The sequence below is a fragment of the Pseudomonas sp. RIT411 genome (assembly GCF_003057735.2).
Lineage (GTDB): Bacteria > Pseudomonadota > Gammaproteobacteria > Pseudomonadales > Pseudomonadaceae > Chryseomonas > Chryseomonas oryzihabitans.
Window position 1 is genome coordinate 1 of the sequence record NZ_QBIZ02000017.1, and the last position, 24541, is coordinate 24541.

22 protein-coding genes are annotated in these 24541 nt (G+C 67.5%); 17 read left to right on the top strand and 5 right to left on the bottom strand.

The annotated features are described in order from the left end of the window. Together DBY63_RS19575 and DBY63_RS19580 are read right to left on the bottom strand one after the other, a co-directional pair. Nucleotides 1-195, bottom strand: a 195-nt coding sequence (locus DBY63_RS19575; protein WP_146750265.1) for an aldehyde dehydrogenase family protein, incomplete at its 3' end; no start/stop codon positions are given. A 52-nt stretch (nucleotides 196-247) separates the two neighbouring features. After that, nucleotides 248-1654 carry a cytosine permease gene (locus tag DBY63_RS19580; RefSeq protein ID WP_108582607.1) on the bottom strand — a complete coding sequence of 469 codons (1407 nt, stop codon included), beginning with the start codon at nucleotides 1652-1654 and terminating at the stop codon, nucleotides 248-250. A gap of 272 nt (nucleotides 1655-1926) precedes the next feature. On the opposite strand from DBY63_RS19580, the gene DBY63_RS19585 reads away from it, so the two are divergent. From DBY63_RS19585 to DBY63_RS19610, 6 genes are all read left to right on the top strand, one after another. Continuing rightward, entirely contained in the window at nucleotides 1927-2964 is a 1038-nt protein-coding gene (locus DBY63_RS19585) for an LLM class flavin-dependent oxidoreductase (protein ID WP_108582608.1), read from the top strand. A gap of 84 nt (nucleotides 2965-3048) precedes the next feature. Then, the gene (locus DBY63_RS19590) at nucleotides 3049-3639 is read left to right on the top strand and encodes an amino acid synthesis family protein (RefSeq protein ID WP_108582609.1); all 591 of its coding nucleotides are present in this window, start codon (nucleotides 3049-3051) and stop codon (nucleotides 3637-3639) included. Between the two features lie 13 nt (nucleotides 3640-3652). Further along, nucleotides 3653-4492, top strand: coding sequence for an alpha/beta fold hydrolase (locus DBY63_RS19595; RefSeq protein WP_108582610.1), 840 nt, complete (start codon nucleotides 3653-3655; stop codon nucleotides 4490-4492). Further along, the gene (locus DBY63_RS19600) at nucleotides 4489-5970 is read left to right on the top strand and encodes an aldehyde dehydrogenase (RefSeq protein WP_108582611.1); all 1482 of its coding nucleotides are present in this window, start codon (nucleotides 4489-4491) and stop codon (nucleotides 5968-5970) included. The genes DBY63_RS19595 and DBY63_RS19600 overlap by 4 nt, the downstream gene beginning before the upstream one ends. Before the next feature lie 15 nt (nucleotides 5971-5985). Then, nucleotides 5986-6471: a flavin reductase family protein gene (locus DBY63_RS19605; RefSeq protein ID WP_108582612.1), complete on the top strand. Its 486-nt coding sequence runs from the start codon at nucleotides 5986-5988 to the stop codon at nucleotides 6469-6471. A gap of 128 nt (nucleotides 6472-6599) precedes the next feature. Continuing rightward, nucleotides 6600-7355: a GntR family transcriptional regulator gene (locus tag DBY63_RS19610; protein WP_108582613.1), complete on the top strand. Its 756-nt coding sequence runs from the start codon at nucleotides 6600-6602 to the stop codon at nucleotides 7353-7355. A 45-nt stretch (nucleotides 7356-7400) separates the two neighbouring features. On the opposite strand, the gene DBY63_RS19615 is transcribed toward DBY63_RS19610, so the two are convergent. Continuing rightward, nucleotides 7401-7688, bottom strand: coding sequence for a DUF1330 domain-containing protein (locus tag DBY63_RS19615; RefSeq protein WP_108582614.1), 288 nt, complete (start codon nucleotides 7686-7688; stop codon nucleotides 7401-7403). A gap of 79 nt (nucleotides 7689-7767) precedes the next feature. On the opposite strand from DBY63_RS19615, the gene ribBA reads away from it, so the two are divergent. From ribBA to DBY63_RS19640, 5 genes are all read left to right on the top strand, one after another. Further along, nucleotides 7768-8877, top strand: a complete 1110-nt coding sequence (gene ribBA, locus DBY63_RS19620; protein ID WP_108582615.1) for a bifunctional 3,4-dihydroxy-2-butanone-4-phosphate synthase/GTP cyclohydrolase II — start codon at nucleotides 7768-7770, stop codon at nucleotides 8875-8877. A gap of 191 nt (nucleotides 8878-9068) precedes the next feature. After that, nucleotides 9069-10091: an ABC transporter substrate-binding protein gene (locus DBY63_RS19625; protein ID WP_108582616.1), complete on the top strand. Its 1023-nt coding sequence runs from the start codon at nucleotides 9069-9071 to the stop codon at nucleotides 10089-10091. 1 nt (nucleotide 10092) lies between these two features. Beyond that, nucleotides 10093-11019 (top strand): ABC transporter permease, encoded by a 927-nt coding sequence (locus tag DBY63_RS19630; protein WP_108582617.1) that lies wholly within the window; start codon nucleotides 10093-10095, stop codon nucleotides 11017-11019. 3 nt (nucleotides 11020-11022) lie between these two features. Next, nucleotides 11023-11832: an ABC transporter permease gene (locus DBY63_RS19635; RefSeq protein ID WP_108582618.1), complete on the top strand. Its 810-nt coding sequence runs from the start codon at nucleotides 11023-11025 to the stop codon at nucleotides 11830-11832. Between the two features lie 16 nt (nucleotides 11833-11848). Further along, nucleotides 11849-12991: an ABC transporter ATP-binding protein gene (locus DBY63_RS19640; RefSeq protein ID WP_108582619.1), complete on the top strand. Its 1143-nt coding sequence runs from the start codon at nucleotides 11849-11851 to the stop codon at nucleotides 12989-12991. Between the two features lie 440 nt (nucleotides 12992-13431). Here the strand turns inward: DBY63_RS19640 and DBY63_RS19645 are convergent, their stop codons facing one another. Further along, nucleotides 13432-15360 carry a methyl-accepting chemotaxis protein gene (locus DBY63_RS19645; protein WP_158541738.1) on the bottom strand — a complete coding sequence of 643 codons (1929 nt, stop codon included), beginning with the start codon at nucleotides 15358-15360 and terminating at the stop codon, nucleotides 13432-13434. A 329-nt stretch (nucleotides 15361-15689) separates the two neighbouring features. Beyond that, nucleotides 15690-16613 carry a LysR family transcriptional regulator gene (locus DBY63_RS19650; RefSeq protein ID WP_108582621.1) on the bottom strand — a complete coding sequence of 308 codons (924 nt, stop codon included), beginning with the start codon at nucleotides 16611-16613 and terminating at the stop codon, nucleotides 15690-15692. Nucleotides 16614-16980: 367 nt separating this feature from the next. Here DBY63_RS19650 and DBY63_RS19655 point away from each other — a divergent pair, with 367 nt between their 5' ends. The 6 genes from DBY63_RS19655 (at nucleotide 16981) to DBY63_RS19680 (ending at nucleotide 24522) form a co-directional block, all read left to right on the top strand. Next, nucleotides 16981-18144 carry an isovaleryl-CoA dehydrogenase gene (locus DBY63_RS19655; RefSeq protein ID WP_027602170.1) on the top strand — a complete coding sequence of 388 codons (1164 nt, stop codon included), beginning with the start codon at nucleotides 16981-16983 and terminating at the stop codon, nucleotides 18142-18144. 10 nt (nucleotides 18145-18154) lie between these two features. Then, on the top strand, nucleotides 18155-19762 hold the full coding sequence (locus DBY63_RS19660; RefSeq protein ID WP_108582622.1) for a carboxyl transferase domain-containing protein: 1608 nt from the start codon (nucleotides 18155-18157) through the stop codon (nucleotides 19760-19762). Nucleotides 19763-19765: 3 nt separating this feature from the next. After that, a complete protein-coding gene (locus DBY63_RS19665; protein WP_027602168.1) occupies nucleotides 19766-20566 on the top strand; it encodes an enoyl-CoA hydratase-related protein in 801 nt (266 codons plus the stop codon). After that, complete coding sequence (locus tag DBY63_RS19670; RefSeq protein ID WP_108582623.1) at nucleotides 20563-22497, top strand: acetyl/propionyl/methylcrotonyl-CoA carboxylase subunit alpha; 1935 nt, start codon at nucleotides 20563-20565, stop codon at nucleotides 22495-22497. The genes DBY63_RS19665 and DBY63_RS19670 overlap by 4 nt, the downstream gene beginning before the upstream one ends. Further along, nucleotides 22494-23408 carry a hydroxymethylglutaryl-CoA lyase gene (locus tag DBY63_RS19675; protein ID WP_108582624.1) on the top strand — a complete coding sequence of 305 codons (915 nt, stop codon included), beginning with the start codon at nucleotides 22494-22496 and terminating at the stop codon, nucleotides 23406-23408. The genes DBY63_RS19670 and DBY63_RS19675 overlap by 4 nt, the downstream gene beginning before the upstream one ends. Before the next feature lie 79 nt (nucleotides 23409-23487). Further along, a complete protein-coding gene (locus DBY63_RS19680; protein WP_108582625.1) occupies nucleotides 23488-24522 on the top strand; it encodes a LacI family DNA-binding transcriptional regulator in 1035 nt (344 codons plus the stop codon). Nucleotides 24523-24541 lie beyond the last annotated feature (19 nt).

Genomic DNA, 24541 nt, shown 5'->3' on the forward strand with positions numbered 1-24541 from the left:
TGCGCGCCAGGCCGGCAGAGCGCGGTTGGCGGCGTCGATGGCGCGCTTGGTCTCGGCGCGGCCGAGCTTGGGAATGGTGCCCAGGGTCTCTCCGGTGGCCGGGTTGTCCACTTTGACGGTGGCGCCGCTGTCGGCGTCGATCCAGGCGCCGTCGACATAGGCTTGCTGGCGAAACAGGGAAGCGTCTTGCAACATGAGCGGGATTCCTCGGGAGGGGATTGAAGGTGGCGGGCAGCAGCGGTGCCGGTCATTGTGCAGAGGCGCCCTGCAGCCGGGCGGCCTGGGCCGGCGAGCCCTGGTAGGCCAGCCAGAAATACAGCGGGCAGGTCACCAGCAGCCCGAACAGCCAGGACAGATCGGCGCCCGCCACCAGGTCGGCATAGGGCCCCTTGAACAGCGCGGTGTTGGCAAACGGCAGCTGCACCAGGATGCCGACCGCATAGGCGGCGATGGCATGGCGGTTGAAGCGGCCATAGCGGCCGCCCTCGGCGGCGAACAGCGAGGGAATGTGATAGTCGCCGCGCTTGATCAGATAGAAGTCGATCAGATTGATGGCGGCCCAGGGCACCAGGATCATGGTCATGGCCAGCACCAGGCCGATGAATCTCTCGATGAAATCGGCGGAGGCCATCAGCGCCACGCCGCAACAGCCCACCAGCACCAGACTCGACAACACCACCTTGACCTTGACGCCCGGCGTCCAGCCGGCGGCAAAGGTCTGCACGCAGGTGATGATGGCGAGCACCGCGCCATAGAGGTTGAGGGCGTTGTGGCTGATGATGTTGAGCAGGAACAGCACCATCAGTACCGGGCCCAGCCAGCCGGTGGCCTGGGCCACGGCGGCCATGGCGTCGCCGCCGGCTGGCACCGCCAGCACCGCCACCACACCGAAGGAAAACGCCAGGATGGTGCCCAGGGTGGCGCCGAGATAGGTGGCCCAGAAGGGGCGCGCGATGCCGACGGATTCCGGCAGATAGCGCGAATAGTCGCTGGTGTAGGGCGAGAAGCTCAGTTGCCAGATCACCCCCAGCGACAGGGTGGCGATGAAGCCGCTGGCGTTGAGGCCGCCGCGGGTGAGGAAGTCCGCCGGCAGGGGCTGGCTAAGCATCATCGCGAAGCCGGCCAGCAGTCCGGCGCCCATCACCCAGGTGCCCCAGCGATTGAGCGTATGGATGCAGCGATAGCCGATCACCCCGATGGCGGTGGCGCTCAGGGCGCCGAGCACGATGGCCACCGGCATGGGCACCGCCGGCACCAGGCCCTGGATCGACTTGCCGGCCAGCACCACGTTGGAGGTGAAGAAGCCCACGTAGATCAGCGCCGTGACGCAGACGATCAACAGCGCGCCATAGCGGCCGAACTGGCCGCGGCTCTGCACCATCTGCGGAATGCCCAGGCGCGGGCCCTGGGCCGAGGCCAGGGCCAGCACCACCCCGCCGAGCAGATGCCCGAGCACGATGGCTAGCAGGCCCCAGGCCAGATTCAGGTGGAAGGTCTGGACCACCATGGCCCCGGTGACGATGGGCAGCGGCGCGATATTGGTGCTGAACCAGAGGGTGAAGAGATCGCGGCTATGGCCGTGGCGTTCGGCCGGAGCGACGTGATCCACGGTATGGGTTTCGATGGCGACGGCGGAGCGAGGGGCTGCGGACATCCAGGAATTCCATTGTTGTAGTTGTGGAAGACGCCTGCTGGACAGGTCGTCCTGGTGAGCAGAAAGTATTACGGTATACCAGATTACACAACAACCCCCGCGCCGGTAGTCGGGCCGGTCAATTACGGCCACCAGATCTCGCTACATCTCTGCTTGCCAGTTCGCGTATTATGGTATACCAATAAAAACATCGACTGGCCGAGCCGTCGCGTACCGCCAACAAGAGACACCCGAGCCCCTGTGCCGGGGTGGAAGACAAGAGGTAGGCTGCTATGAAATTTTCCCTGTTCGTGCACATGGAACGCTGGGACGAAAGCGTCAGCCATCGGCAGCTGTTCGAAGAGCTGACCGAACTGACCCTGATGGCCGAGGCCGGTGGTTTCTGCACCGTCTGGGTCGGTGAGCATCATGCGATGGAATACACCATTTCCCCCAGCCCCATGCCGATCCTGGCCAACCTGGCTGCCCGGACCTCGACCATCCGCCTGGGCGCAGGGACGCTGATCGCGCCCTTCTGGCACCCGCTGCGCGCCGCCGGCGAATGCGCCCTGCTCGATGTCATCAGCGCAGGCCGCATGGAAGTGGGCCTGGCGCGTGGCGCCTACCAGGTGGAATTCGATCGCATGGCCGGCGGCCTGCCCGCCACCGCCGGTGGCAAGCACCTGCGCGAACTGGTGCCGGCGCTGCGCAAGCTCTGGGAAGGCGACTACGCCCACGACGGCGAGGTCTGGCAATTCCCCACCTCCACCAGTGTGCCCAAGCCGGTCGGCACTCCGCCGATCTGGATCGCCGCACGGGATCCGGATTCGCACAACTTCGCCGTGGCCAACGGCTGCAACGTCATGGTCACGCCGCTGATGAAGGGCGACGAGGAGGTGGTCGACCTCAAGCACAAGTTCGACAGCGCCCTGGCCAACAATCCCGGGGTGCCCCGGCCCAAGCTGATGGTGCTGCGCCACACCCATGTGCACGCCGCCGCCGAGCCCGAGGGCTGGAAGATCGGCGCCCAGGCCATCGGCCGCTTCTACCGCACCTTCGATGCCTGGTTCGGCAACAAGGAAACCCCGGTCAACGGCTTTCTCGCGCCGAGTCCGGAAGAGAAATTCGCCGGCCGCCCGGAGTTCGAGCTGGAAAACATCCGCAAGAACACCATGATCGGCACCCCCGAAGAAGTCATTGCCCGCCTGCGGCACTACGAGGAACTGGGCGTCGACGAATTCAGCTTCTGGTGCGACAACAGCCTGCCCTTCGCCGAGAAGAAGAAGTCGCTGCAGCTGTTCATCGACCAGGTTGCGCCGGCCTTCGCCTGATCCGCGGTCTGCGCCGAGACGCAGACCTCCAACACGCCCAAGCGCCTGGCATACCATCATCCAACAGACATCTCTGGAGTCAGCATGAGTTTCGAAATCCGCAAGGTCGTCACCTACCTCGAAGAGACCCACATCGAAGGCGGCAAGGCCACCGACAAGCCGGTGACCATGGCCGGCGTCGCCGTGGTGATCCGCAACCCCTGGGCCGGCAAGGGCTTCGTCGAAGACCTCAAGCCCGAGATCAAGGCCCACTGCTCCGACCTCGGCGCCTTCATCGTCGAGCGCCTGACCCGTGCCATCGGCGGCGCCGAGCGCATCGAGGCCTACGGCAAGGCGGCGGTGGTCGGCGCCGACGGCGAGATCGAACACGCCTCGGCGGTCATCCACACCCTCAGATTCGGCAACCACTACCGCGAGGCGGTCCAGGCCAAGAGCTACCTGAGCTTCACCAACAAGCGCGGCGCGCCGGGCACCTCCATCCAGATCCCCATGATGCACAAGGACGACGAGGGCCTGAGATCGCACTACATCACCCTGGAAATGCGCATCGAGGACGCGCCGCGCGCCGACGAGATCGTGGTAGTACTGGGCGCCGCCGACGGTGGCCGCCTGCATCCGCGCATCGGCAACCGCTACATCGACCTCGAGGAACTCGCGGCTGAAAAGGCGCGCTGAGGAGAATCCGCGAATGATCCGGTCTACAGACGCCAAGACCCCCGCCGGCACCGCCTACAGCATCGCCGGCGATGGCAGCCCGCTCGTCCTGATCCATGGCGTGGGGCTCAGCAAGGAGATGTGGGGCGGTCAACTCGCGGGCCTCGCCCCACGCTACCAGGTGATCGCCTACGACATGCTCGGGCACGGCGCCAGCCGGCGTCCGGCGGCGGAAGCGACGCTCGACGACTATGCCGGGCAGCTCGCCGAGTTGCTCGATCACCTGGCGCTGGAGACGGCGGTGGTGGTCGGCTTCTCCATGGGCGGCCTGGTTGCCCGGGCCTTCGCCCTCGGCCATCCGCAGCGACTGGACGCGCTGGTGATCCTCAACAGCGTGTTCAATCGCTCGGTGGAGCAACGCAGCGGGGTCCTGGAGCGGACCCGCCAGGCCGAACTCGAAGGCCCCGACGCCAACCTGGATAGTGCCCTGGCCCGCTGGTTCAGCCGCGAATACCAGGGTGCCAATCCGGCGCAGATCCAGGCGCTGCGGCAGGCCTTCGCCAACAACGACCCCCAGGGCTATCTGACCACCTATGCGCTGTTCGCGACCCAGGACCGCTATGGCGCCGAGCGCCTGGACAGCATCCAGGTGCCCACCCTGGTGGCCACCGGCGAGCTCGACAGCGGCTCGACCCCGGAGATGGCGCGCCAGCTGGCCGCGCGCATTCCTCGGGCCCGCACTGCCGTGCTAGCCGATCAACGCCATATGATGCCGGTCGAGTCACCCAAGCTGGTCAACGCCCTGCTGCTGGACTTTATCGACGACGCCCTGGGCAAGGCCCCTTCCACCTCCATCAAGGGATACGTGGCATGACCCTGCAAGCCTTTCAGATGTGCATCGACGGTGAATGGACCGCGGCCCGCTCGGGCCGTACCTTCACCAGTCTCGATCCGGCCACCGCGACGCCCTGGGCGGAGCTGCCCGATGCCGACGCCGACGACGTCGACCGCGCGGTCCAGGCGGCCCAGCGGGCCTTCGAGGCACCGGCCTGGCGCGGTCTGACAGCCAGTGCCCGCGGCAAGCTCCTGCGCCGCCTGGGCGATCTCATCGCCACCAACAAGGAAGCCCTGGCCCAGCTGGAAAGCCGCGACAACGGCAAGCTGATCCGCGAGACCCGCGGCCAGGTGGGCTACCTGCCGGAATTCTTCCACTACACCGCGGGGCTGGCCGACAAGCTCGAAGGCGGCACCCTGCCCCTCGACAAGACCGACCTTTTCGCCTACACGGTGCATGAACCCCTGGGCGTGATCGCCGGCATCGTGCCCTGGAACAGTCCGCTGTACCTTACCGCCATCAAGGTCGCCCCGGCCCTGGCCGCCGGCAACACCGTGGTGATCAAGCCATCCGAGCACGCCTCCGCCACCATCCTGGAGCTGGCGCGACTGGCCTTGGAAGCCGGCATTCCGCCCGGCGTGTTCAACGTGGTGACCGGCTATGGCCCGGGCGCCGGTGCGGCCCTGACCCGCCACCCGCTGGTGCGCAAGATCGCCTTTACCGGCGGTGCCGCCACGGCCCGCCACGTGGTCCGCGCCAGCGCTGAGAACTTCGCCAAGCTGAGTCTGGAGCTGGGCGGCAAGTCACCCAACATCATCTTTGCCGACGCCGACCTGGACAGCGCCGTCAATGGCGCGGTAGCCGGCATCTACGCCGCCTCCGGGCAGAGTTGCGTGGCCGGTTCGCGGCTGCTGGTACAGGACGAGATCTACGACGAATTCGTCGCCCGCCTGGTGGAACGTGCCCAGCGCATCCGCATCGGCAATCCCCAGGACGACGCCAGCGAGATGGGCCCCATGGCCACCGCGCAGCAGCTCGCCATCGTTGAGCGGCTGGTGGCAGACGCCCTGGCCGAAGGCGCCACCCTGCGCCTGGGCGGCAAGCGTCCCGACACCGGCAGCGCCGGCTGGTACTACGAACCCACCCTGCTGGAATGCGACCGGCACTCGCTGCGCATCATGCAGGAGGAAGTCTTCGGCCCGGTGGCCGCGGTGATCCGCTTCAAGGACGAGGCCGAGGCCCTGCGCCTGGCCAACGACAGCGAGCTGGGGCTCGCCGCCGGCATCTGGACCCGCGACCTGGGCCGCGCCCATCGCCTGGCGCGGGACATCCGCTCCGGCATCATCTGGGTCAACACCTATCGCGCCGTCTCGGCCATGGCGCCGATCGGCGGATTCAAGAACAGCGGCTACGGCCGCGAGAGCGGCATCGACTCGGTACTGGCCTATACCGAAACCAAAACGGTATGGATCAACCTGTCCCAGGCACCGATGCCCGATCCCTTTGTGATGCGTTGAACGAGGTTGGCAGTCATGATCGATCCGACAATCTACAAGCAAGTGATGGGCGCCTTTCCGTCCGGCGTTACCGTGGTCACCACCCTGGATGCCGAGGGCAACCTCGCCGGCCTGACCGCCAGTGCCTTCAGCGCCCTGTCGCTGGATCCGGCGCTGGTGCTGTTTTGCCCCAACTACAGCTCCGACACCTATCCCCTGCTGCGCGATGGCAAGGGCTTCGCCATCCACCTGCTGAGCGCGGAGCAGCAGCGCATCGCCTACGCCTTCGCCAGCAAGGGCAAGGACAAGACCCAGGGCATCGAGTGGACGCGCAGCGCCCTCGGCAATCCGCTGCTGGCCGATGCCACCGCGGTCATCGAGTGCGAGCTGTGGCGCGAATACGATGGCGGCGACCACGCCATAATCGTCGGCGCGGTAAAGAATCTCATCGTGCCGGAGCAGGAGGTGATCCCCATGCTCTATCACCGCGGCCGGATGGGTGCGGCGCCGATCTATGCCTGAGCGGACGGGCCCATGAACGCCTGCAGGGGGCATGCTAGACTTGCCCTCTTCCGCCCGGGCGAGCACGCAGGTTCCATCCAGTCGCGTGCCTCGTCGTCGCCTGTAGAACCGGTCCGCCAGAGAGCCCCATGAGACGCGCGCAACTAGACGACAGCTTCAAGATCACCCGTAGCCCGGTCACCCTGCGTGAAATGGTCTGCAATCGCCTGCGCCAGGCGATCCTGAACTTCCAGTTGCTGCCGGGCGATCGCCTGGTGGAGCGCGATCTCTGCGACCGCCTGGGCGTTAGCCGCACCTCGGTGCGTGAGGCCCTGCGCCACCTCGAATCCGAAGGCCTGGTGGAATTTGCCGATGCCCGCGGACCGCGGGTGGCCATCATCACCCTGCAGGACGCCTGCGACCTCTATGAGTTGCGCTGCGTGCTGGAGGGCATGATCGTCCAACTGTTCACCCTGCGCGCCGGTCCCCAAGAGATCGCCGCGCTGGAACAGGCCCTGGCGGAAAACCGCGAAGCCCTGGAAGGCGCCGAGCTGCCGGAGGTTATCGAGTCCGTACAGAATTTCTATGACGTGCTCATGGAGGGCTGCGGCAATCGCGTCGCCGCCACCCAGTTGCGCCAGTTGCAGGCGCGCGTCAGCTACCTGAGAGCCACCTCGGTGTCCCAGGCCAATCGCCGCCAGGCGAGCAATGCCGAGATGGAACGCATCGTCGCGGCGATCCGCAGCGGGGATGCCCTGGCGGCGCACCAGGCTTCGGTCGACCACGTGCGCTCGGCCGCCAAGGTGGCCCTCGACTATCTCCAGCGGCAACAGGAGCACGAAGGCGAAGTGGCCCGCGAACTCTTCGTACCCCGCGTGCAGGACGAACCGCGCATCGAGCGCTAGTCCGCCTTCACCCGGACCCGGCAGACGCCGGGTCGGGTGCCTACCTTACAGTCCCTCGACAATGAATATCTCGGCCCGTGCCGCCGTTTGGCGGTGACCGCAGGCTTCCTGATATTCCGCCGAGCGATAGCAGGCCAGCGCCTGGTCGTAGGTATCGAATTCGATCACCACCCGGCGCGTCGCCCAGCCTTCGCCTTCCAGTTGCTCTGCCCTTCCACCGCGGGCGAGGAAGCGACCGCCATAGCGGGCGAATGCCGCCGGGGCGCGTTCGGTGTAGCCGCGATATGCCTCGGGATCGGTCACGTCGACCTGGGCGATCCAATAGCCTTTCATGGAGTCTCACCTCTTTCGCTACAATTTGTCTCATGGTATACCAGATTACAGAGCAATCCAGCCTATCCGTGAGGTTACCGTGGCCATCCACCCCATCGAAGCGATCATCGAGGATTTCCGGGCAGGCAAGATGGTCATCCTGGTCGATGACGAAGACCGCGAGAACGAAGGCGACATTCTGCTCGCCGCCGATGCCTGCACCCCGGCGGCGATCAGCTTCATGGCCCGGGAAGCCCGCGGTCTGATCTGCCTGACGCTGACCGAAGAGCGCTGCCGCCAGCTCAACCTGATGCAGATGGTCAGCGACAACGGCACCGTCCACGGCACCGCCTTCACCGTTTCCATCGAGGCGGCCATCGGCGTCACCACCGGCATCTCGGCGGCGGACCGGGCCCGTACCATCGAAGCCGCGGTGGCGCCCGATGCCAGCCCGCGCGACCTGGTCCAGCCCGGCCACATCTTTCCGCTGCGCGCCCGTGACGGTGGCGTGCTGACCCGTGCCGGCCACACCGAGGCCGGTTGCGACCTGGCCCGCCTGGCCGGGCGCGATCCCTCGGCAGTGATCGTCGAGGTGATGAACGACGATGGCAGCATGGCCCGCCGACCGGACCTGGAGCGTTTCGGCGAGCGCCATGGCATCAAGCTCGGCACCATCGCCGACCTCATCCACTATCGCCTGCGCCACGAGCACACCGTGGTCCGCATCGGCGAAAGCGAACTGCCCACCGTGCACGGCACCTTCCGCCTGCTGACCTACGAAGACCGCATCGAGGGTGGCGTCCACCTGGCCATGGTGATGGGCGAGCTCGATCGCGAGACCCCGACCCTGGTCCGCGTCCATGCCCTGGACCCGCTGCGCGACCTGGTCGGCGCCGAATACAGCGGTCCGCCGAGTTGGACCCTATGGGCCGCCCTGCAACGCGTCGCCGAGGAAGGCCATGGCATCGTGGTGGTGCTGGCCAACCACGAATCCTCCCAGGCGCTGCTCGCCCGGGTGCCCTCGCTGACCCAGCCCAAGCGCCTGTTCGAGCGCTCCCAGTCGCGCATCTACGCCGAAGTGGGAACCGGGGCCCAGATCCTGCAGGACCTGGGTGTCGGCCGCATTCGCCACCTCGGTCTGCCGCTGCGCTATGCCGGCCTGACCGGCTACGAACTGGAGATCGTCGAGACCGTACCCTTCCCCGGATGATGGCAAAACGTCATGCGGGAAAGCTTGCAAAAGGTTTGGAATACCATAATATCGAATTACGCCAAGGCCCGGATCAGACGGGCCCGACAGAACAAGACCAAGGCCTCTTTTCTCTGGCCCCTGGCCGCACTGCTCTTAGAACTGACAAGGTCTTCTGGCCGCGTCGATCCAATAACAGAGAGGGCATCAAGATGTTGCTGAAGCGCAAAGTCGTATCCGTGGTCGTCGCCGGCCTGCTCGCCACCTTGGGCGCTCAAGCCCAGGCGGAAAGCCTCAACTTCACCAGCTGGGGCGGCACTACCCAGGACGCCCAGAAGAAAGCCTGGGCCGAGCCCTTCACCCAGCAGACCGGCATTCAGGTGGTGCAGGATGGCCCCACCGACTACGGCAAGCTGCAGGCCATGGTGCAGAGCGGCAACGTCCAGTGGGACGTGGTCGACGTGGAGGCGGACTTCGCCCTGCGCGCCGCCCAGCAGGGGCTGCTCGAGCCCCTGGATTTCAAGACCATCGACCGCAGCAAGATCGATCCACGCTTCGTCAACGACCATGCCGTGGGCTCCTTCTTCTTCTCCTTCGTGCTCGGCTACAACCAGGGCAAGCTGGGTAGCAAGCAGCCCCAGGACTGGTCGGCGCTGTTCGATACCGCCACCTACCCCGGCAAGCGCGCCCTCTACAAGTGGCCGAGCCCCGGCGTGCTCGAACTCGCGTTGCTGGCCGATGGCGTACCCAAGGACAAGCTCTATCCGCTGGACCTGGACCGAGCCTTCAAGAAGCTCGACACCATCAAGAAGGACATCGTCTGGTGGGGTGGTGGCGCCCAGTCCCAGCAGTTGCTCGCCTCGGGTGAAGCGACCCTGGGCCAGTTCTGGAACGGTCGGGTCTATGCCCTCCAGCAGGACGGCGCGCCGGTCGGCGTGAGCTGGAAGCAGAATCTGGTCATGGCCGACATGCTGGTGGTGCCCAAGGGCGCCAAGAACAAGGACGCGGCCATGAAGTTTCTCGCCGAGGCGAGTGGTGCCAAGGGCCAGGCGGACTTCGCCAACCTCACCGCCTACGCCCCGGTCAACGTCGACAGCGTCGCCAAGCTGACGCCCGACCTGGCCAAGAACCTGCCCACGGCCTACGCCAGCGAGCAGGTGACCCTGGACTTCGCCTACTGGGCCCAGCACGGTGGCGAGATCGCCAGTCGCTGGAACGAATGGCTGGTGAAATGACATGTCCGCCTCGAGCTCCAGCCGGGCGGTGCTCGGCACCGCCACGGACCCCAAGCGCCGGGTGAGCGACCCGGCGCGGAACCGGGGTGAGAGGGCCGTACGCTGGAAGGGGGCGAGTCATCTCGTCCCTGCCCTGCTGTTCCTCGGCCTGTTCTTCCTGATTCCGCTGATCGGCCTGCTGCTGCGGGGCGTTCTCGAACCCACGCCGGGCCTCGGCAACTACCAGACCCTGTTCGCCAACGGCGCTTACGCCCAGGTGCTGCTCAACACCTTCGGGGTCGCCGCCCTGGTGACCCTGTTCAGCGTTCTGATCGGCTTTCCACTGGCCTGGACCATCACCCTGATGCCGCGGGGCTGGGGCCGGTGGCTGTTCAACATCGTGCTGCTGTCGATGTGGACCAGCCTGCTCGCCCGCACCTACGCCTGGCTGGTACTGCTGCAGGGCTCGGGGGTAATCAACAAGCTGCTCATGGCGATGGGACTGATCGACGAGCCCCTGGCGCTGGTGAACAACCTGACCGGGGTGGTGATCGGCATGACCTACATCATGATCCCCTTCATCGTGCTGCCGCTGCAGGCGACCCTGCAGGCCATGGACCCCATGGTGCTGCAGGCCGGCGCCATCTGCGGCGCCAGTCCCTGGACCAACTTCCGCAAGGTGTTCCTGCCGATGTGCCGTTCCGGCCTGGGCTCGGGGGCGCTGATGGTGTTCGTCATGTCGCTCGGCTACTACGTGACCCCGGCGCTGCTGGGCGGGGCGCAGAACATGATGCTGCCAGAATTCATCATCCAGCAGGTGCAGTCCTTCCTGAACTGGGGACTGGCCAGCGCCGCCGCGGCCTTGCTCATCGTCATCGCCCTGGTGCTGTTCGCCCTCTATCTCAGACTGCAACCGGAATCCCCGGTCGACCCCCAGAACGCGAGGTGACCCATGCTGCTGACTCCCAACGCCATCGGCTGGCGCCTGCGCGGCGGCCTGCTGCTGATCACCGGCGCCATCGCCGCGGTGCTGCTGCTGCCCATAGTCTTCATCGTGCTGCTGTCGTTCGGCTCCTCCCAGTGGCTGGTCTTCCCGCCGCCGGGCTGGACGCTGAAGTGGTACCACCAGTTCTTCGCCAACCCGGAATGGATGCAGGCCGCCCTGGCCAGCCTCAAGGTGGCACTGCTGACCACCCTGGTCTCGGTGGCCCTGGCGCTGCCCTGCGCCTTCGCCCTGGTGCGCGGCAAGTTTCCCGGACGCAAGACGCTCTATGCGATCTTCACCCTGCCGATGATCGTGCCGCTGGTGGTGATCGCCGTGGCCATCTACGCGCTGTTCCTGCGCCTGGGCTACACCGGCACCCTGCTGGCCTTCGTAGTCAGTCACGTGATCGTCGCCCTGCCCTTCGCGCTGATCGCCATCATCAACTCGCTCAAGCTGTTCGATCAGTCCATCGAGGATGCCGCGGTGATCTGCGGTGCCTCGCGCCTGCAGGCGATCTACCGGGTGACCCTGCCAGGTATCTGGCCGGGCGTTTTCGCCGGGGCGCTGTTCGCCTTCCTGGTGTCCTGGGACGAGGTGGTGCTGAGCGTGATGATGGCCAGTCCCAACCTGCAGACCCTGCCGGTAAAGATGTGGTCCACCCTGCGCCAGGACCTGACCCCGGTGATCGCCGTGGCCTCCACCGTGCTGATCGGTCTTTCCCTGCTGGTGATGCTCGCCGCTGCCCTGCTGCGCCGCCGCCAACCCCAATCCCGCTGATACCCGGAGCCCTGCCATGAGCGCCGTCCTTCAGAACACCGCCGCCGCGGCCCCCCTGGTCCGCCTGCAGAACCTCAACAAGCATTATGGCGATTTCACCGCCGTGGACGATCTTTCGCTGGACATCCAGGAGGGCGAATTCCTCACCTTCCTGGGCTCCAGCGGCTCGGGCAAGTCCACCACCCTGTCGATGCTGGCGGGCTTCGAGACACCCAGCTCGGGGGCCATCAGCGTCGCCGGCCGCTCGCTGCTGCGAGTACCGCCGCACCAGCGCGACATCGGCATGGTGTTTCAGCGCTATTCGCTGTTTCCGCACCTGTCGGTGCGCGACAACATCGGCTTCCCCCTGGATATCCGCAAGGTCGGCGCGGCGGAGCGCAACAAGAAGGTCGACGCCATGCTGCGCCTGGTGCAGCTCGACGCCTTCGCCCATCGGCGGCCGGCGCAGCTCTCCGGCGGCCAGCAGCAGCGGGTGGCCATCGCCCGGGCGCTGGTCTATGAACCGCGCATCCTGCTGATGGACGAGCCCCTCGGCGCCCTGGACAAGAAGCTGCGTGAAGACCTACAGGACGAACTGCGCCAGCTGCACCGCCGGCTGGGGATCACCATCGTCTACGTGACCCACGACCAGGAAGAGGCGCTGCGGCTGTCGCAGCGTATCGCCATCTTCAGCCATGGCCGCGTCGTCGGCCTGGGCAGTGGCTACGACCTCTACCAGAATCCGCCGAATGCCTTCGTCGCGGCCTTTCTTGGCAACTCCAACTTTCTCAAGATCACCGCCCGGGCCCAGGCCCATTGCACCTTCGAAGGCCAGGAGCTGGCGATGCGCCCGACCGCCGGCGTCAGACCGGAGCAGGCGTTGCTGCTGATGCTGCGACCGGAAAAGCTGCAACTGCTGACCACCGAACAGGCGGCGACCCTGCCCATGCCGGCGGGCTGGAACGAGATCCCGGCACGGGTCGGCGAGGCACTGTTCCTGGGCGAGAGCCAGAGCTGCACGCTGCAGACCGCAGGAGGTGCCCAGCTGATGATCAAGTCGCTGGCCCATGCCCAGGGCCTGCAGCCCGGTCAGGTGGTGCGGCTGCGCTGGGCCGCCAGCGACGCCTGCGTCTACACCGAATGGAACGACGCCGACCTGAGCAAGGCGGCCGCTCACTGAGCCAGGGCAGCGCCAGTCGCTGCCCTGGCCTCAGATCCGTTTGGCCCCAGCGGGCGCGAGCCCCCTACCGCTGCGCGATCCCCCGGAGGGTCGACCCGGCAAGGCGTACCCCGGCATACCTCGAACGCCTTGCCTCTACCAGGCGCCAGTTCTCGCGGGCAGCGCGTAGCGGTGTTCGGCAAAAGGCAGACCAAGGAGAACACCTGAACGGGGCAAGCGCTCAGCCGACGACCTCGCCTGAGCTCGCCGCACCAGTCGTTTGGTCAGCACGGGACGTCGCGCGTCTGGCTGTAAGCTGGGCCGCGGAACGGCCCAGCCAGGCGTGCGCAGGTACTAGCGCGAGCCGGTGTTCGCGTGTTGGCTACCATCCAGGACATCAGGGACGTTGACCAGGAGAACGCACCTCATCCGCCAGCCGGACGGACGAGGCCCTTGACCGCCTACAGGCGGAAGCGACTGATCCGAGCCGTCAATTCCTCCCCCAGCTGTCCCAGCTCCATGCTGGCCGTGGACATTTCCTGGCTGGCGGTGACACTGGCCTCGGCCAGCGCCTCGACGACGGCAACGCTTCGCCCCACCTCGCCAGCGACCCGGCTCTGTTCTTCGGCGGCCGCCGCGATCTGCAGATTCATCGCCTGCATGGTGGTGACCTGGTTGCCGATTAGCTGCAAGGCTTCACCCGCATGTTGGATCAGGGTCACCGCATGGCCGGTCTGCGAGCGACTGGTACCCATGCAGGCGGCAGCCTGGGTGGCACGGTCACCCAGATCGGCAACGCTGCGCTCGATCTCGGTGACCGACTGCTGGGTACTGCGGGCAAGATTGCGCACCTCGTCGGCCACCACCGCGAAACCGCGCCCGGCTTCTCCGGCACGCGCCGCTTCGATGGCGGCATTCAGCGCCAGCAGGTTGGTCTGCTCTGCGACCGCCTTGATCACCCCAGTGACCGCACCGATGCGTTCGCTCTCGCGTAGCAGCGCATCCATCGCCGTGGCGGCCTGCAGCATCTCTTGGGCGAGCGTGTCCACCGCGGCGATCGCCTGGCGCACCCGAGCATCACCATCCCCCGCCGCCCGCTCGACCTGCTGCGAGGTCTGCGACGCCATTTCGGCATGGCTGGCGACTTCCTGGGCGCTCGCGGTCAGCTGCACGATGGCGGTGGCCACCTGCCGCGTTTCCTGGCCTTGCCGCTCCACCCCTTCACGGGTCCGCTCGGCACTGGCGGTGAGGCCCTGAGCTGCGCCCTGCAGCTGCGCCGTGCCCTCTTGGACCTGGCCAACCAGGCCGCGTAACCCGGCGGTCATCTCGCCCATGCTGGCTTGCAGCTGACCCAGTTCATCGCGTCGCGTCACCGCGGGCACCGACGACAGATCGCCACCGGCGATGCGGCGTGCCTGCAGCAGCGAAGCCCGCAGCGGCTGCATCAACAGGCGGGTGATGAGCCAGCCGGCGAGCAGCCCGGCCAGCAGCGCCAGGGCGGTGATGACGGCAAGCCAACGGTAGGCCTGCCGGCTATCCGTGTCGCGCTGAGCGACGGTCTGGGTAGCCAGTTCGCGACCCTTGAGGAGAATCTGGTCTTCCAGGCCGCGCAGGGTCTTGGCAGCCTGCTCGGCCTGGTGCCGCGCCTGCTGGAAGTCGCCGATGGATCGCTGGTAATGCACCAGGGCCTGTTCGGCCAGATCCAGGCTGGGCTTGTCGCGGGCTGATGCGCTGACTAGGCGGCGCTTCAGTTCAGCCAGTGTGGCCGCCATGTCGGCATCCGCCTTGGCTTGCTGGTCGGCATCGCCGGTGAGCAAGTAACGTTGCAGGCTGTACCTTACATCGCGCAGCCGCCGATCCAGTACCCCGATGGCGCGGAATTGCCCGAGGCGCTGGCCTGGATAGAACTCCGGCGCATCGCTGCTGGCCAGGTTCTTCTCGATCTCGCTCACCGCCTGCAGGGCCTGGTCGGCCCTGGTGCCGAGCAGCCCCGCCGCCTGCCCCTGGCGCTCATAGGCCGCCACCAGGGCGGTCAAGGTCTGGCCGTATTTGCCGGTCAGTTCGCTCTGCTGGCCAAGCAATCGCTCAGTGGTCGGATCGAGGCCCAGCCGCTGCAGTTCACCCTGCTGGTCACTGAAGGTCCTGAGGCGCGCGGCCAGCTGGTTGGCGGCGGTCTCGCTCGCTTGATGGGAGTAATCCAGGCGGGCGATACGCAGGTCTTTGGCGGCTTCGGTGAGTTCACCAATGGCAACCAGCCGATCGCTACTGCGCCCCAGCATGCCGATGGTGTTCCAGCCGGTCGCCGCGATAGCCAGGGTCAACAGCAGGACATTGCCAAAGCCCAACGCCAGCTTGTGATTCGTCCTCAGATCCTTGAACCAGGTACGCATAAGCATCTCCGTATCGAAGCGAGGCGTCTTGGGAAGCCATCGAACAATGTTCAACTGACACATTATGGTATACCAGAATACAACTAGGCTCCCGTCCTTCGTCCCGTGCCGCGCCTCGTTCATCCGATTCGCCCACGACGCTCTACCACGGCATTCCCGATGTGGCGTCGCAGACGTTCGTGTAAGGCGAATGACGCTTTGGCGATTCGGCGCTCCAACCGGGCAAGGCGTGAAGACGCGTCCGCGCACGGCCATGGCGAAGAGTGGCAGCGCCGCCAAGGACCAGAAACCGTCGCCAACAGCGTGCAGACAGGGTCTGCAACACCACCCTAGCGGTCGCGTGCCTCGCCGCTCGCGGAGCAGAGGAACTGCCGAAACGCCTGGGCCCCAGGGCCCAGGCGCTCCTCGGGACTCCAGATCAGGCCCAGCTCCATGGGCGGGATGGTATCGGCCACCGGGCGGGCTTCCAGCTTGCGGCCTTCGAGCGACCAGCCGCGATAGAGCATGTCGGAGAGGATGGTCACGCCGAAGCCGTGGGCGACCAGGCCGCGCAGGGATTCCATGGACGAGGTCTTGAACACCACGTTGGGTTCCAGGCCTGCCGCGCGCCAATAGCGCAACGTGGAGGTCTCGCCTTCGTCCACCGTGGCGAGGATGTAGGGATAGGGGGCGATATCGGCCAGGGTGACGCGCTCCGGCGCCAGCAGCGGATGGGCGCTGGGCAGCCAGAGCTGACGCGGCGAGCGCATCAGCAGATGACGCTCGAAGGGCTGGGTGGCGTCGACGTTGGAGATGACGGTGAGGCCCAGCTCCAGGGTGCCGTCGGTGATGCCGGCTTCGATGCTGGGTCGGTCCATGTCGCGCAGGTCGATGTCGATCTGCGGATAGCTGCGCTTGAAGCGCGCCAGTAGGGTCGGCAGGTAGTAGCCGAGCACTGCATAGGAGGCGCCGACGCGCGCCTGGCCAGTCAGGGCATGACTCTGGAACAGCGGCTGGCTGACGGCGTCCTGCAGGGTGTCGAGGATGTGCCGGGCATGGTGATAGAACTGGTGGCCCTCGGCGGTGAGCTTGACGCCGTGGGGCAGGCGCTCGAACAGCCGCACGGCGAGCATCGCCTCCAGCTGGCTGACCGCCGTGGTGACCGCCGACTGGCTGACGTTGACCGCGCTGGCGGCCAGGGAGAACTGGCTGTTCTCGGCGGCGGCGACGAAATAGCGCAGTTGCCGCATCGAGATGTCCTTGAGCAGTGCCATCTGATTTTCCAATACCTGGATTCTATTTTTATCGTTTCACGATAGCGCATTTCTCCTCCTAGACTCAGAGGCACAGGCGCGCCGCCTTCCTCTCGCGGTCGCCATGACAAGAACAATGAACAGGAGGACGGACCATGAGCGCCCTGGCGCCCGCGTTCCGCACCCGCGCGTCGAGCGCACCCTTGCCCCGCCGTCGGCGGCCCTGCCCGACGTCCTTGCGGCTATCGCTTTCGGGCCACGCCCGCGCCTGGCCGATGAAACAGCCCCGCCCTGTCCCTTTCCGCTCCGCACCGTGCCTGGCGGCCGCCCTGCGCACGCCTGTTCGGCTGACCGCTCGCACCCGACAATCCCAACAACAGGTGACCCCATGAGCTACCCGAGTCTCAACTTCGCCCTGGGCGAGACCCTCGACCTGCTGCGCGATCAGGTGCGCACCCTGGTCGCCCGCGAGGTGGCGCCCCGCGCGGGCGAGATCGATGCCAGCAACAGCTTCCCCATGGATCTCTGGCGCACCTTTGGTGACCTGGGGCTGCTCGGCATCACCGTGGGCGAGGAATACGGCGGCGCAGGACTCGGCTACCTGGCCCATGCGGTGGCCATGGAAGAGATCAGCCGCGGCTCGGCTTCGGTGGCCCTGTCCTATGGCGCCCACTCCAATCTCTGCGTCAACCAGATCCACCGCAATGGCAGCGCCGCGCAGAAGGCCCGCTACCTGCCCAGCCTGGTCAGCGGCGAGCACGTCGGCGCCCTGGCCATGAGCGAACCCAATGCCGGCTCGGACGTGGTCTCCATGAAGCTGCGCGCCGAACGCCGCGGCGATCGCTATGTGCTCAATGGCAGCAAGACCTGGATCACCAACGGACCCGATGCCCACACCTATGTGATCTACGCCAAGACCGAACCGGAAAAGGCGGCCCATGGCATCACCGCCTTCATCGTCGAGCGTGACTGGAAGGGTTTCAGCCGTGGCAGCAAGTTCGACAAGCTGGGCATGCGCGGCTCCAACACCTGCGAGCTGTTCTTCGACGACGTGGAGGTGCCGGAGGACAACGTGCTGGGCCAGGTCAATGGCGGGGTCAAGGTGCTGATGAGCGGCCTGGACTACGAGCGGGTGGTCCTCGCCGGCGGCCCGGTGGGCATCATGCAGGCCTGCCTGGACGTGGTGCTGCCCTATGTCCACGACCGCAAGCAATTCGGCCAGAGCATCGGCGAATTCCAGCTGATCCAGGGCAAGGTGGCCGATCTCTACACCGGCCTCAACGCCAGCCGCGCCTATCTCTATGCCGTGGCCCAGGCCTGCGACCGCGGCGAGACCACCCGCAAGGACGCCGCCGGGGTGATCCTCTACACCGCCGAGAAGGCCACCCAGATGGCCCTGGAAGCCATCCAGATCCTCGGTGGCAACGGCTACATCAACGAATACCCCACCGGCCGCCTGCTGCGCGACGCCAAGCTCTACGAGATCGGCGCCGGCACCAGCGAGATCCGCCGCATGCTGATCGGCCGCGAGCTGTTCAACGAAACCCGGTGAGGACGCCTTCATGACCGTGCTGACCTCCACGCTGAACCGGCGCACCCCGGACTACCAGCGCAACGCCGCCGCCATGGCCGAACAACTGGCCCGGCTCGACGGGCTGCTGGCGCGCATCCGCGAAGGCGGCGGGGCCAAGGCCCAGGCGCGCCATACCGCGCGCGGCAAGCTGCTCCCCCGCGCGCGCATCGATCTGTTGCTGGACCCAGGCTCGCCCTTCCTGGAAATCGGCGCCCTGGCCGCCCTCGACGTCTACGAGGAAGAGGTACCGGCCGCCGGGGTGGTGGCCGGCATCGGCCGCATCGAGGGCGTCGAGTGCATGATCATCGCCAACGACGCCACGGTGAAGGGCGGCTCCTACTATCCGCTCACGGTGAAGAAGCACCTGCGCGCCCAGGCCATCGCCCTGCAGAACCGGCTGCCCTGCCTCTATCTGGTGGATTCCGGCGGCGCCAACCTGCCGCGCCAGGAGGACGTCTTTCCTGACCGCGAGCACTTCGGGCGGATCTTCTTCAACCAGGCGACCATGAGCGCCCAGGGCATCCCGCAGATCGCCGTGGTGATGGGCTCCTGCACCGCCGGTGGCGCCTATGTGCCGGCCATGAGCGACGAGACCATCATGGTGCGCCAGCAGGCCACCATCTTTCTCGCCGGTCCGCCGCTGGTGAAGGCCGCCACCGGCGAGGTGGTCAGCGCCGAGGAACTGGGCGGCGCCGATGTCCATTGCCGGACCTCCGGCGTGGCCGATCACTACGCCGAAGACGATGCCCATGCCCTGGCCCTGGCCCGGCGCTGCATCGCCAACCTCAACTGGCGCAAGCTGGGCGACTTGCAGCTGAAGACGCCTATGCCGCCCCTCTACCCGGCCGAGGAGTTGCACGGTCTGGTGCCGGCCGATCCCAGGCAGCCGCTGGAGGTGCGCGAGGTGATCGCGCGGCTGGTGGACGGCAGCGTCTTCGATGAATTCAAGGCGCAATTCGGCACCACCCTGGTCTGCGGCTTCGCCCACCTGCACGGCCATCCGGTGGCCATCCTCGGCAACAACGGCATCCTCTTCGCCGAATCGGCGCAGAAAGGCGCGCACTTCATCGAACTGGCCTGCCAGCGTCGCATCCCGCTGCTGTTCCTGCAGAACATCACCGGCTTCATGGTCGGCAAGAAATACGAGGAAGGCGGCATCGCCAAGCACGGCGCCAAGCTGGTCACCGCGGTGGCCTGCGCCCAGGTACCCAAATTCACCGTGATCATCGGCGGCAGCTTTGGCGCCGGCAACTACGGCATGTGCGGTCGCGCCTACGATCCACGCTTCCTGTGGATGTGGCCCAACGCGCGCATCGGCGTGATGGGTGCCGAGCAGGCGGCCGGGGTGCTGGTGCAGGTCAAGCGCGAGCAGGCCGAACGCGCCGGCGAGTCCTTCGACGACGAGGAGGCGGCGCGGATCAAGGCCCCCATCGTCGAGCAGTACGAACGCCAGGCCCATGCCCACTATTCCAGCGCGCGGCTGTGGGACGACGGGGTGATCGACCCGGCCCAGACCCGCGAGGTCCTCGCCCTGGCCCTGTCGGCCAGTCTCAACGCCCCTCTCGAGCCGACGACCTTCGGCGTCTTCCGGATGTAGGCCATGACTGACTTCCACACCCTGGAACTGATCCGTGATCCACGCGGCTTCGCCACCCTCTGGCTCGATCGCCCGGATCGCCACAATGCCCTGGATGCGCAGCTGATCGCGGAGTTGGGCAGCGTGCTCGCCGAGATCGCCAGCGATGGCGAGCTGCGCTTTCTGCTCCTGCGTGGCCGCGGGCGGCACTTCTGCGCCGGCGCCGACCTCGCCTGGATGCAGGCCTCGGCCCGCCTGGACGCCGCCGCCAACCGCGCCGACACCGAGCGCCTGGCCGAGGTGATGTATCGCCTGCAGGCCTTGCCGATGCCGACCCTGGCGGTGGTCCAGGGCGCGGCCTTCGGCGGCGCGGTGGGACTGGTCAGCTGCTGCGACCTGGCCCTGGCCGCGGGAGACGCCACCTTCTGCCTGTCGGAGGTGCGCATCGGCCTGGTGCCGGCGGTCATCGCGCCCTTCGTGACTCGCGCCCTTGGCGAGCGCATGGCGCGGCGCTACATGCTCGGCGCGGAGCGCTTTTCCGGCGAACGCGCCGCCGAGCTGGGCCTGGTGGCCGAGACGGCGCCGGCTGCCGACCTGGACACCCTGGTCGAGGCCTGGATCGCCCGGCTGCTGGACAACGGGCCCCAGGCATTGCGCGCCTGCAAGCGGTTGCTGGACGGCGCAGGCGCGGGCGCACCCCGCGCCGAGGTGCGCTCCTTCACCGAGGGCCTGATCGCCGAGGTACGCGTCACCCCCGAGGCCCAGGAAGGCCTGCAGGCCTTTCTGGAGAAACGTCGTCCCGCCTGGCAGGAGACCTCGCCATGACCTTCGACCGTCTGCTCGTCGCCAACCGCGGCGAGATCGCCTGCCGGGTGATGCGTACGGCCAAGGCCCTCGGCCTGGGTACCGTCGCCGTGCACAGCGCCATCGATGCCGACGCCCGCCATGTGCGCCAGGCCGATCAGGCAGTGGACCTGGGCGGGACCAAGCCGGCCGACAGCTATCTGCTGGGCGAGCGCATCGTCGCCGCGGCCCTGGCCACCGGCGCCCAGGCGATCCATCCGGGCTACGGCTTCCTGTCCGAGAATGCCGCCTTCGCCGAGGCGGTGGCCGCGGCCGGGCTGGTCTTCGTCGGCCCTCCCGCCGCGGCGATCCGCGCCATGGGCAGCAAGTCCGCGGCCAAGGCGCTGATGACCGATGCCGGGGTGCCCCTGGTGCCGGGCTATCACGGCGAGGACCAGTCCCTGGCCACCTTTCGTAACGCCGCGGCGCGCATCGGCTATCCGGTCCTGCTCAAGGCCACCGCCGGCGGCGGCGGCAAGGGCATGAAGATCGTCGAACACGAAGCCGACCTGGCCGAAGGCCTTGCCTCGGCCCAGCGCGAGGCGCTCTCGGCCTTTGGCGATGCACGGATGCTGGTGGAGAAATACGTGCTGCAACCGCGCCATGTGGAGATCCAGGTGTTCGCCGATGCGCACGGCCATTGCCTCTATCTCAACGAACGCGACTGCTCCATCCAGCGCCGCCACCAGAAGGTGATCGAGGAGGCGCCCGCGCCGGGTCTCACGCCCGACCTGCGCCGGGCCATGGGCGAGGCGGCGGTGCAGGCGGCCCAGGCCATCGGCTATGTCGGCGCCGGCACCGTGGAATTCCTGCTCGACGCCCGTGGCGACTTTTTCTTCATGGAGATGAACACCCGGCTGCAGGTGGAGCACCCGGTCACCGAGGCCATCACCGGCCTGGACCTGGTGGCCTGGCAGCTGCGCGTGGCCGCAGGCGAAGCCCTGCCCCTCACCCAGGCCCAGGTGCCGCTGCACGGCCACGCCATCGAGGTGCGCCTCTATGCCGAGGACACCGACCAGGGCTTCCTGCCGGCCTCGGGCACCCTGCAGCTCTATCACGAGCCCGCGGCCGGTCCCGGGCGGCGAGTGGACAGCGGCGTGGAGGAAGGTGACGAGGTGTCGCCCTTCTACGATCCCATGCTGGCCAAGCTGATCGCCTGGGGCGACAGCCGCGAACAGGCGCGCAAGCGGTTGCTGGCCATGCTCCAGGACACCGCGGTGGGCGGCTTCGCCACCAACCTCGCCTTCCTGCAGCGCCTGCTCGCCCATCCGGCCTTTGCCGCGGCGGAGTTGGACACCGGTTTCATCGAGCGGCATCAGGCGGCCTTGCTGCCCGCACCCGCAGAACTGCCGGAGGCCTTCTGGACCCTGGCGGGCCAGGCCTGGCTGGCGACGCTGCCCGCCGCTGCCGATCCCACGTCACCCTGGGCGTCCCGCCAGGGCTGGCGCCTGGGTGGACCACCGCACATCGCGCTGCGCCTGGCCTGTCGTGGCGAGGTGCGCAGCCTGAGCCTGGTCGACCCGCTGGCCGTCGCATTGAGCGGTGATCGGCTCCACTGGCAGGTGGACGGCGTTCGCCACAGCGCCCGCCTCCATCGCCGAGGGCCGACGCTGTTTGTCGAATGGCAGGACCGATTCGAAGCCGTCATCTGGGCCGATCCGCTGGCCGAGGTCGCGCGCCAGGCGGATGCCGGTGGTCTTACCGCGCCGATGAACGCCAGTGTGGTAGCCGTCTCGGTGGCCGTCGGCGACGCCGTGGAAGCCGGGGCCCCGCTGGTGGTGCTGGAGGCGATGAAGATGGAGCACAGCATCCGCGCGCCCCGTGCGGGCGTGGTGGCGGCGCTGTTCTGTAGCCCGGGCGAGCTGGTGGCCGAGGGCGCCCCGCTGGTGGAACTGGAGGAGGTGGCACCATGAGCGATGCCCTGCCGTCCCGGGTGCGGCTGGTCGAGGTCGGACCCCGCGATGGCCTGCAGAACGAGCCCCAGGCGCTGGGCATCGCCGAGCGTATCCAGCTGTGCACGGCGCTGATCGCCAGTGGCATGCATCATCTGGAGGTGGGCAGCTTCGTCTCGCCACTCTGGGTGCCGCAGATGGCCGGGACCGCCGAGGTGCTGGCAGGACTCGGCCGGCCCGAGGGCGTGGTGCGCTCGGTACTGGTGCCCAACCTGAAAGGTTTCGAAGCCGCCCTGGCGGCGGGGGTGGACGAGATCGCCGTGTTCGCCGCCGCCTCGGAGGGCTTCTCCCAGCGCAACATCAATTGCTCCATCGCCGAGAGCCTGGCGCGCTTCGTGCCCGTGGTCGAGGGCGCGCGGGCGGCGGGCATCCGGGTGCGCGGCTATGTGTCCTGCGTGCTGGGCTGCCCCTACGATGGCGAGGTCGCAACCGACCAGGTGGCGAGCGTGACCCGCGAACTGCTGGAGCTGGGCTGCGCCGAGGTCTCCCTGGGCGATACCATCGGCGTCGGCACCCCGGGCCGGACCCGGGCGCTCTGGCAGCGACTGGACCGGGAGGTGCCCCTTAGCCAACTGGCCGGGCATTTCCACGACACCTATGGCCAGGCCCTGGCCAACGTCTACGCCAGCCTGCTCGAAGGCGTCGCGGTGTTCGACAGCTCCGTCGCCGGGCTCGGCGGCTGTCCCTATGCCCAGGGCGCCAGCGGCAATGTCGCCAGCGAGGACCTGGTCTATCTGCTGGATGGCCTGGGCATAGCGTCCGGCGTCGACCTGGAGAGACTGGTCCGCGCCGGACGGGACGTTTCCGCCCTGCTCGGTCGCCCCAATCAATCGCGGGTCGGCCGCGCCCGGGCAACGCGAGCGGTCAACTAGCCGGGGCCCTGGCCGGCGCCCATGGCAACCGCCGGGGCTTGCTCTCATAATGGCAGCCTCTCTCATCCAAGGACCCGCTTTGGCCAGGAAGTCCCGACGCGAACTCGCCCAGCTCGATGGCACCACCGAGCTGCCCCTCACCGTGCGCGAGGTCGCCCTCGCCGCCGGGGTGTCGCCCATTACCGTGTCCCGGGCACTGCACCGCCCGAGCCTGGTGAGCGCCGCCACCCGCGAGCATGTCCTGGCCGTGGTCAAGGAACTGGGCTACGTGCCCAATCTGCTGGCCGGCAGCCTGGCCTCCAGCAAGAGCCGGCTGGTGGCCATCCTGCTGCCCACCATCGCCAATTCCATCTATGCCACCGTGGTGCAGGCGATCATGGATCGCCTCACCGCGGCGGGCTACCAGGCGCTGATCGGTCCGACCGGCTATTCGCCGGAAAAGGAAGAGGAACTGCTGGAAGCCATCCTCGGCCGCCGCCCCGATGGCATCGTCCTCACCGGCACCCTGCACACCCCGGCCAGTCGCGCGCGGCTGGCGGCGCTGAACATCCCGGTGGTGGAAGCCTGGGACCTGAGCGCCGAGGCCCTGGACATGCAGGTGGGCTTTTCCCACGAGCAGGTCGGCGTCGCCCTGGCGGAGCACTTCGTCGCCCGCGGCTATCGCCGCTTCGGGGTGATCTCGGTGGACGATCCTCGCGCCATGCGCCGCAACCTGGCTCTGCAGGCCCGCCTGGTCGAGCTGGGCATCCCCGAATTGCCCATGGAGGTGCTGCCCCTACCCGCCACCTGGGAAGTCGGCCGCATCGGCCTGGCGCGCCTGCTGGAACGCCCCGAGCCGCCGGAGCTGGTGCTGTGCAGCTCCGACACCCTGGCCCTGGGTGTGGTCGCCGAAGCCAGCAGCCGCGGCCTGCGCATCCCCGAACAGCTGGCGGTGGTCGGCTTCGGCGATACCACCAACGGCCGCTTCGCCACCCCGGCGCTGTCCACGGTCAGCGTCAACGCCGATGCCATGGGCCAGCGTGTCGCCCAGGCGCTGCTCGACCGTCTCGCGGGCGATCAAACTGCGGTAAGCCTCGACACCGGTTTCGCCCTGATCGAGCGGCAGAGCTCCTAGCCACTTTTTGCGCCCGGCC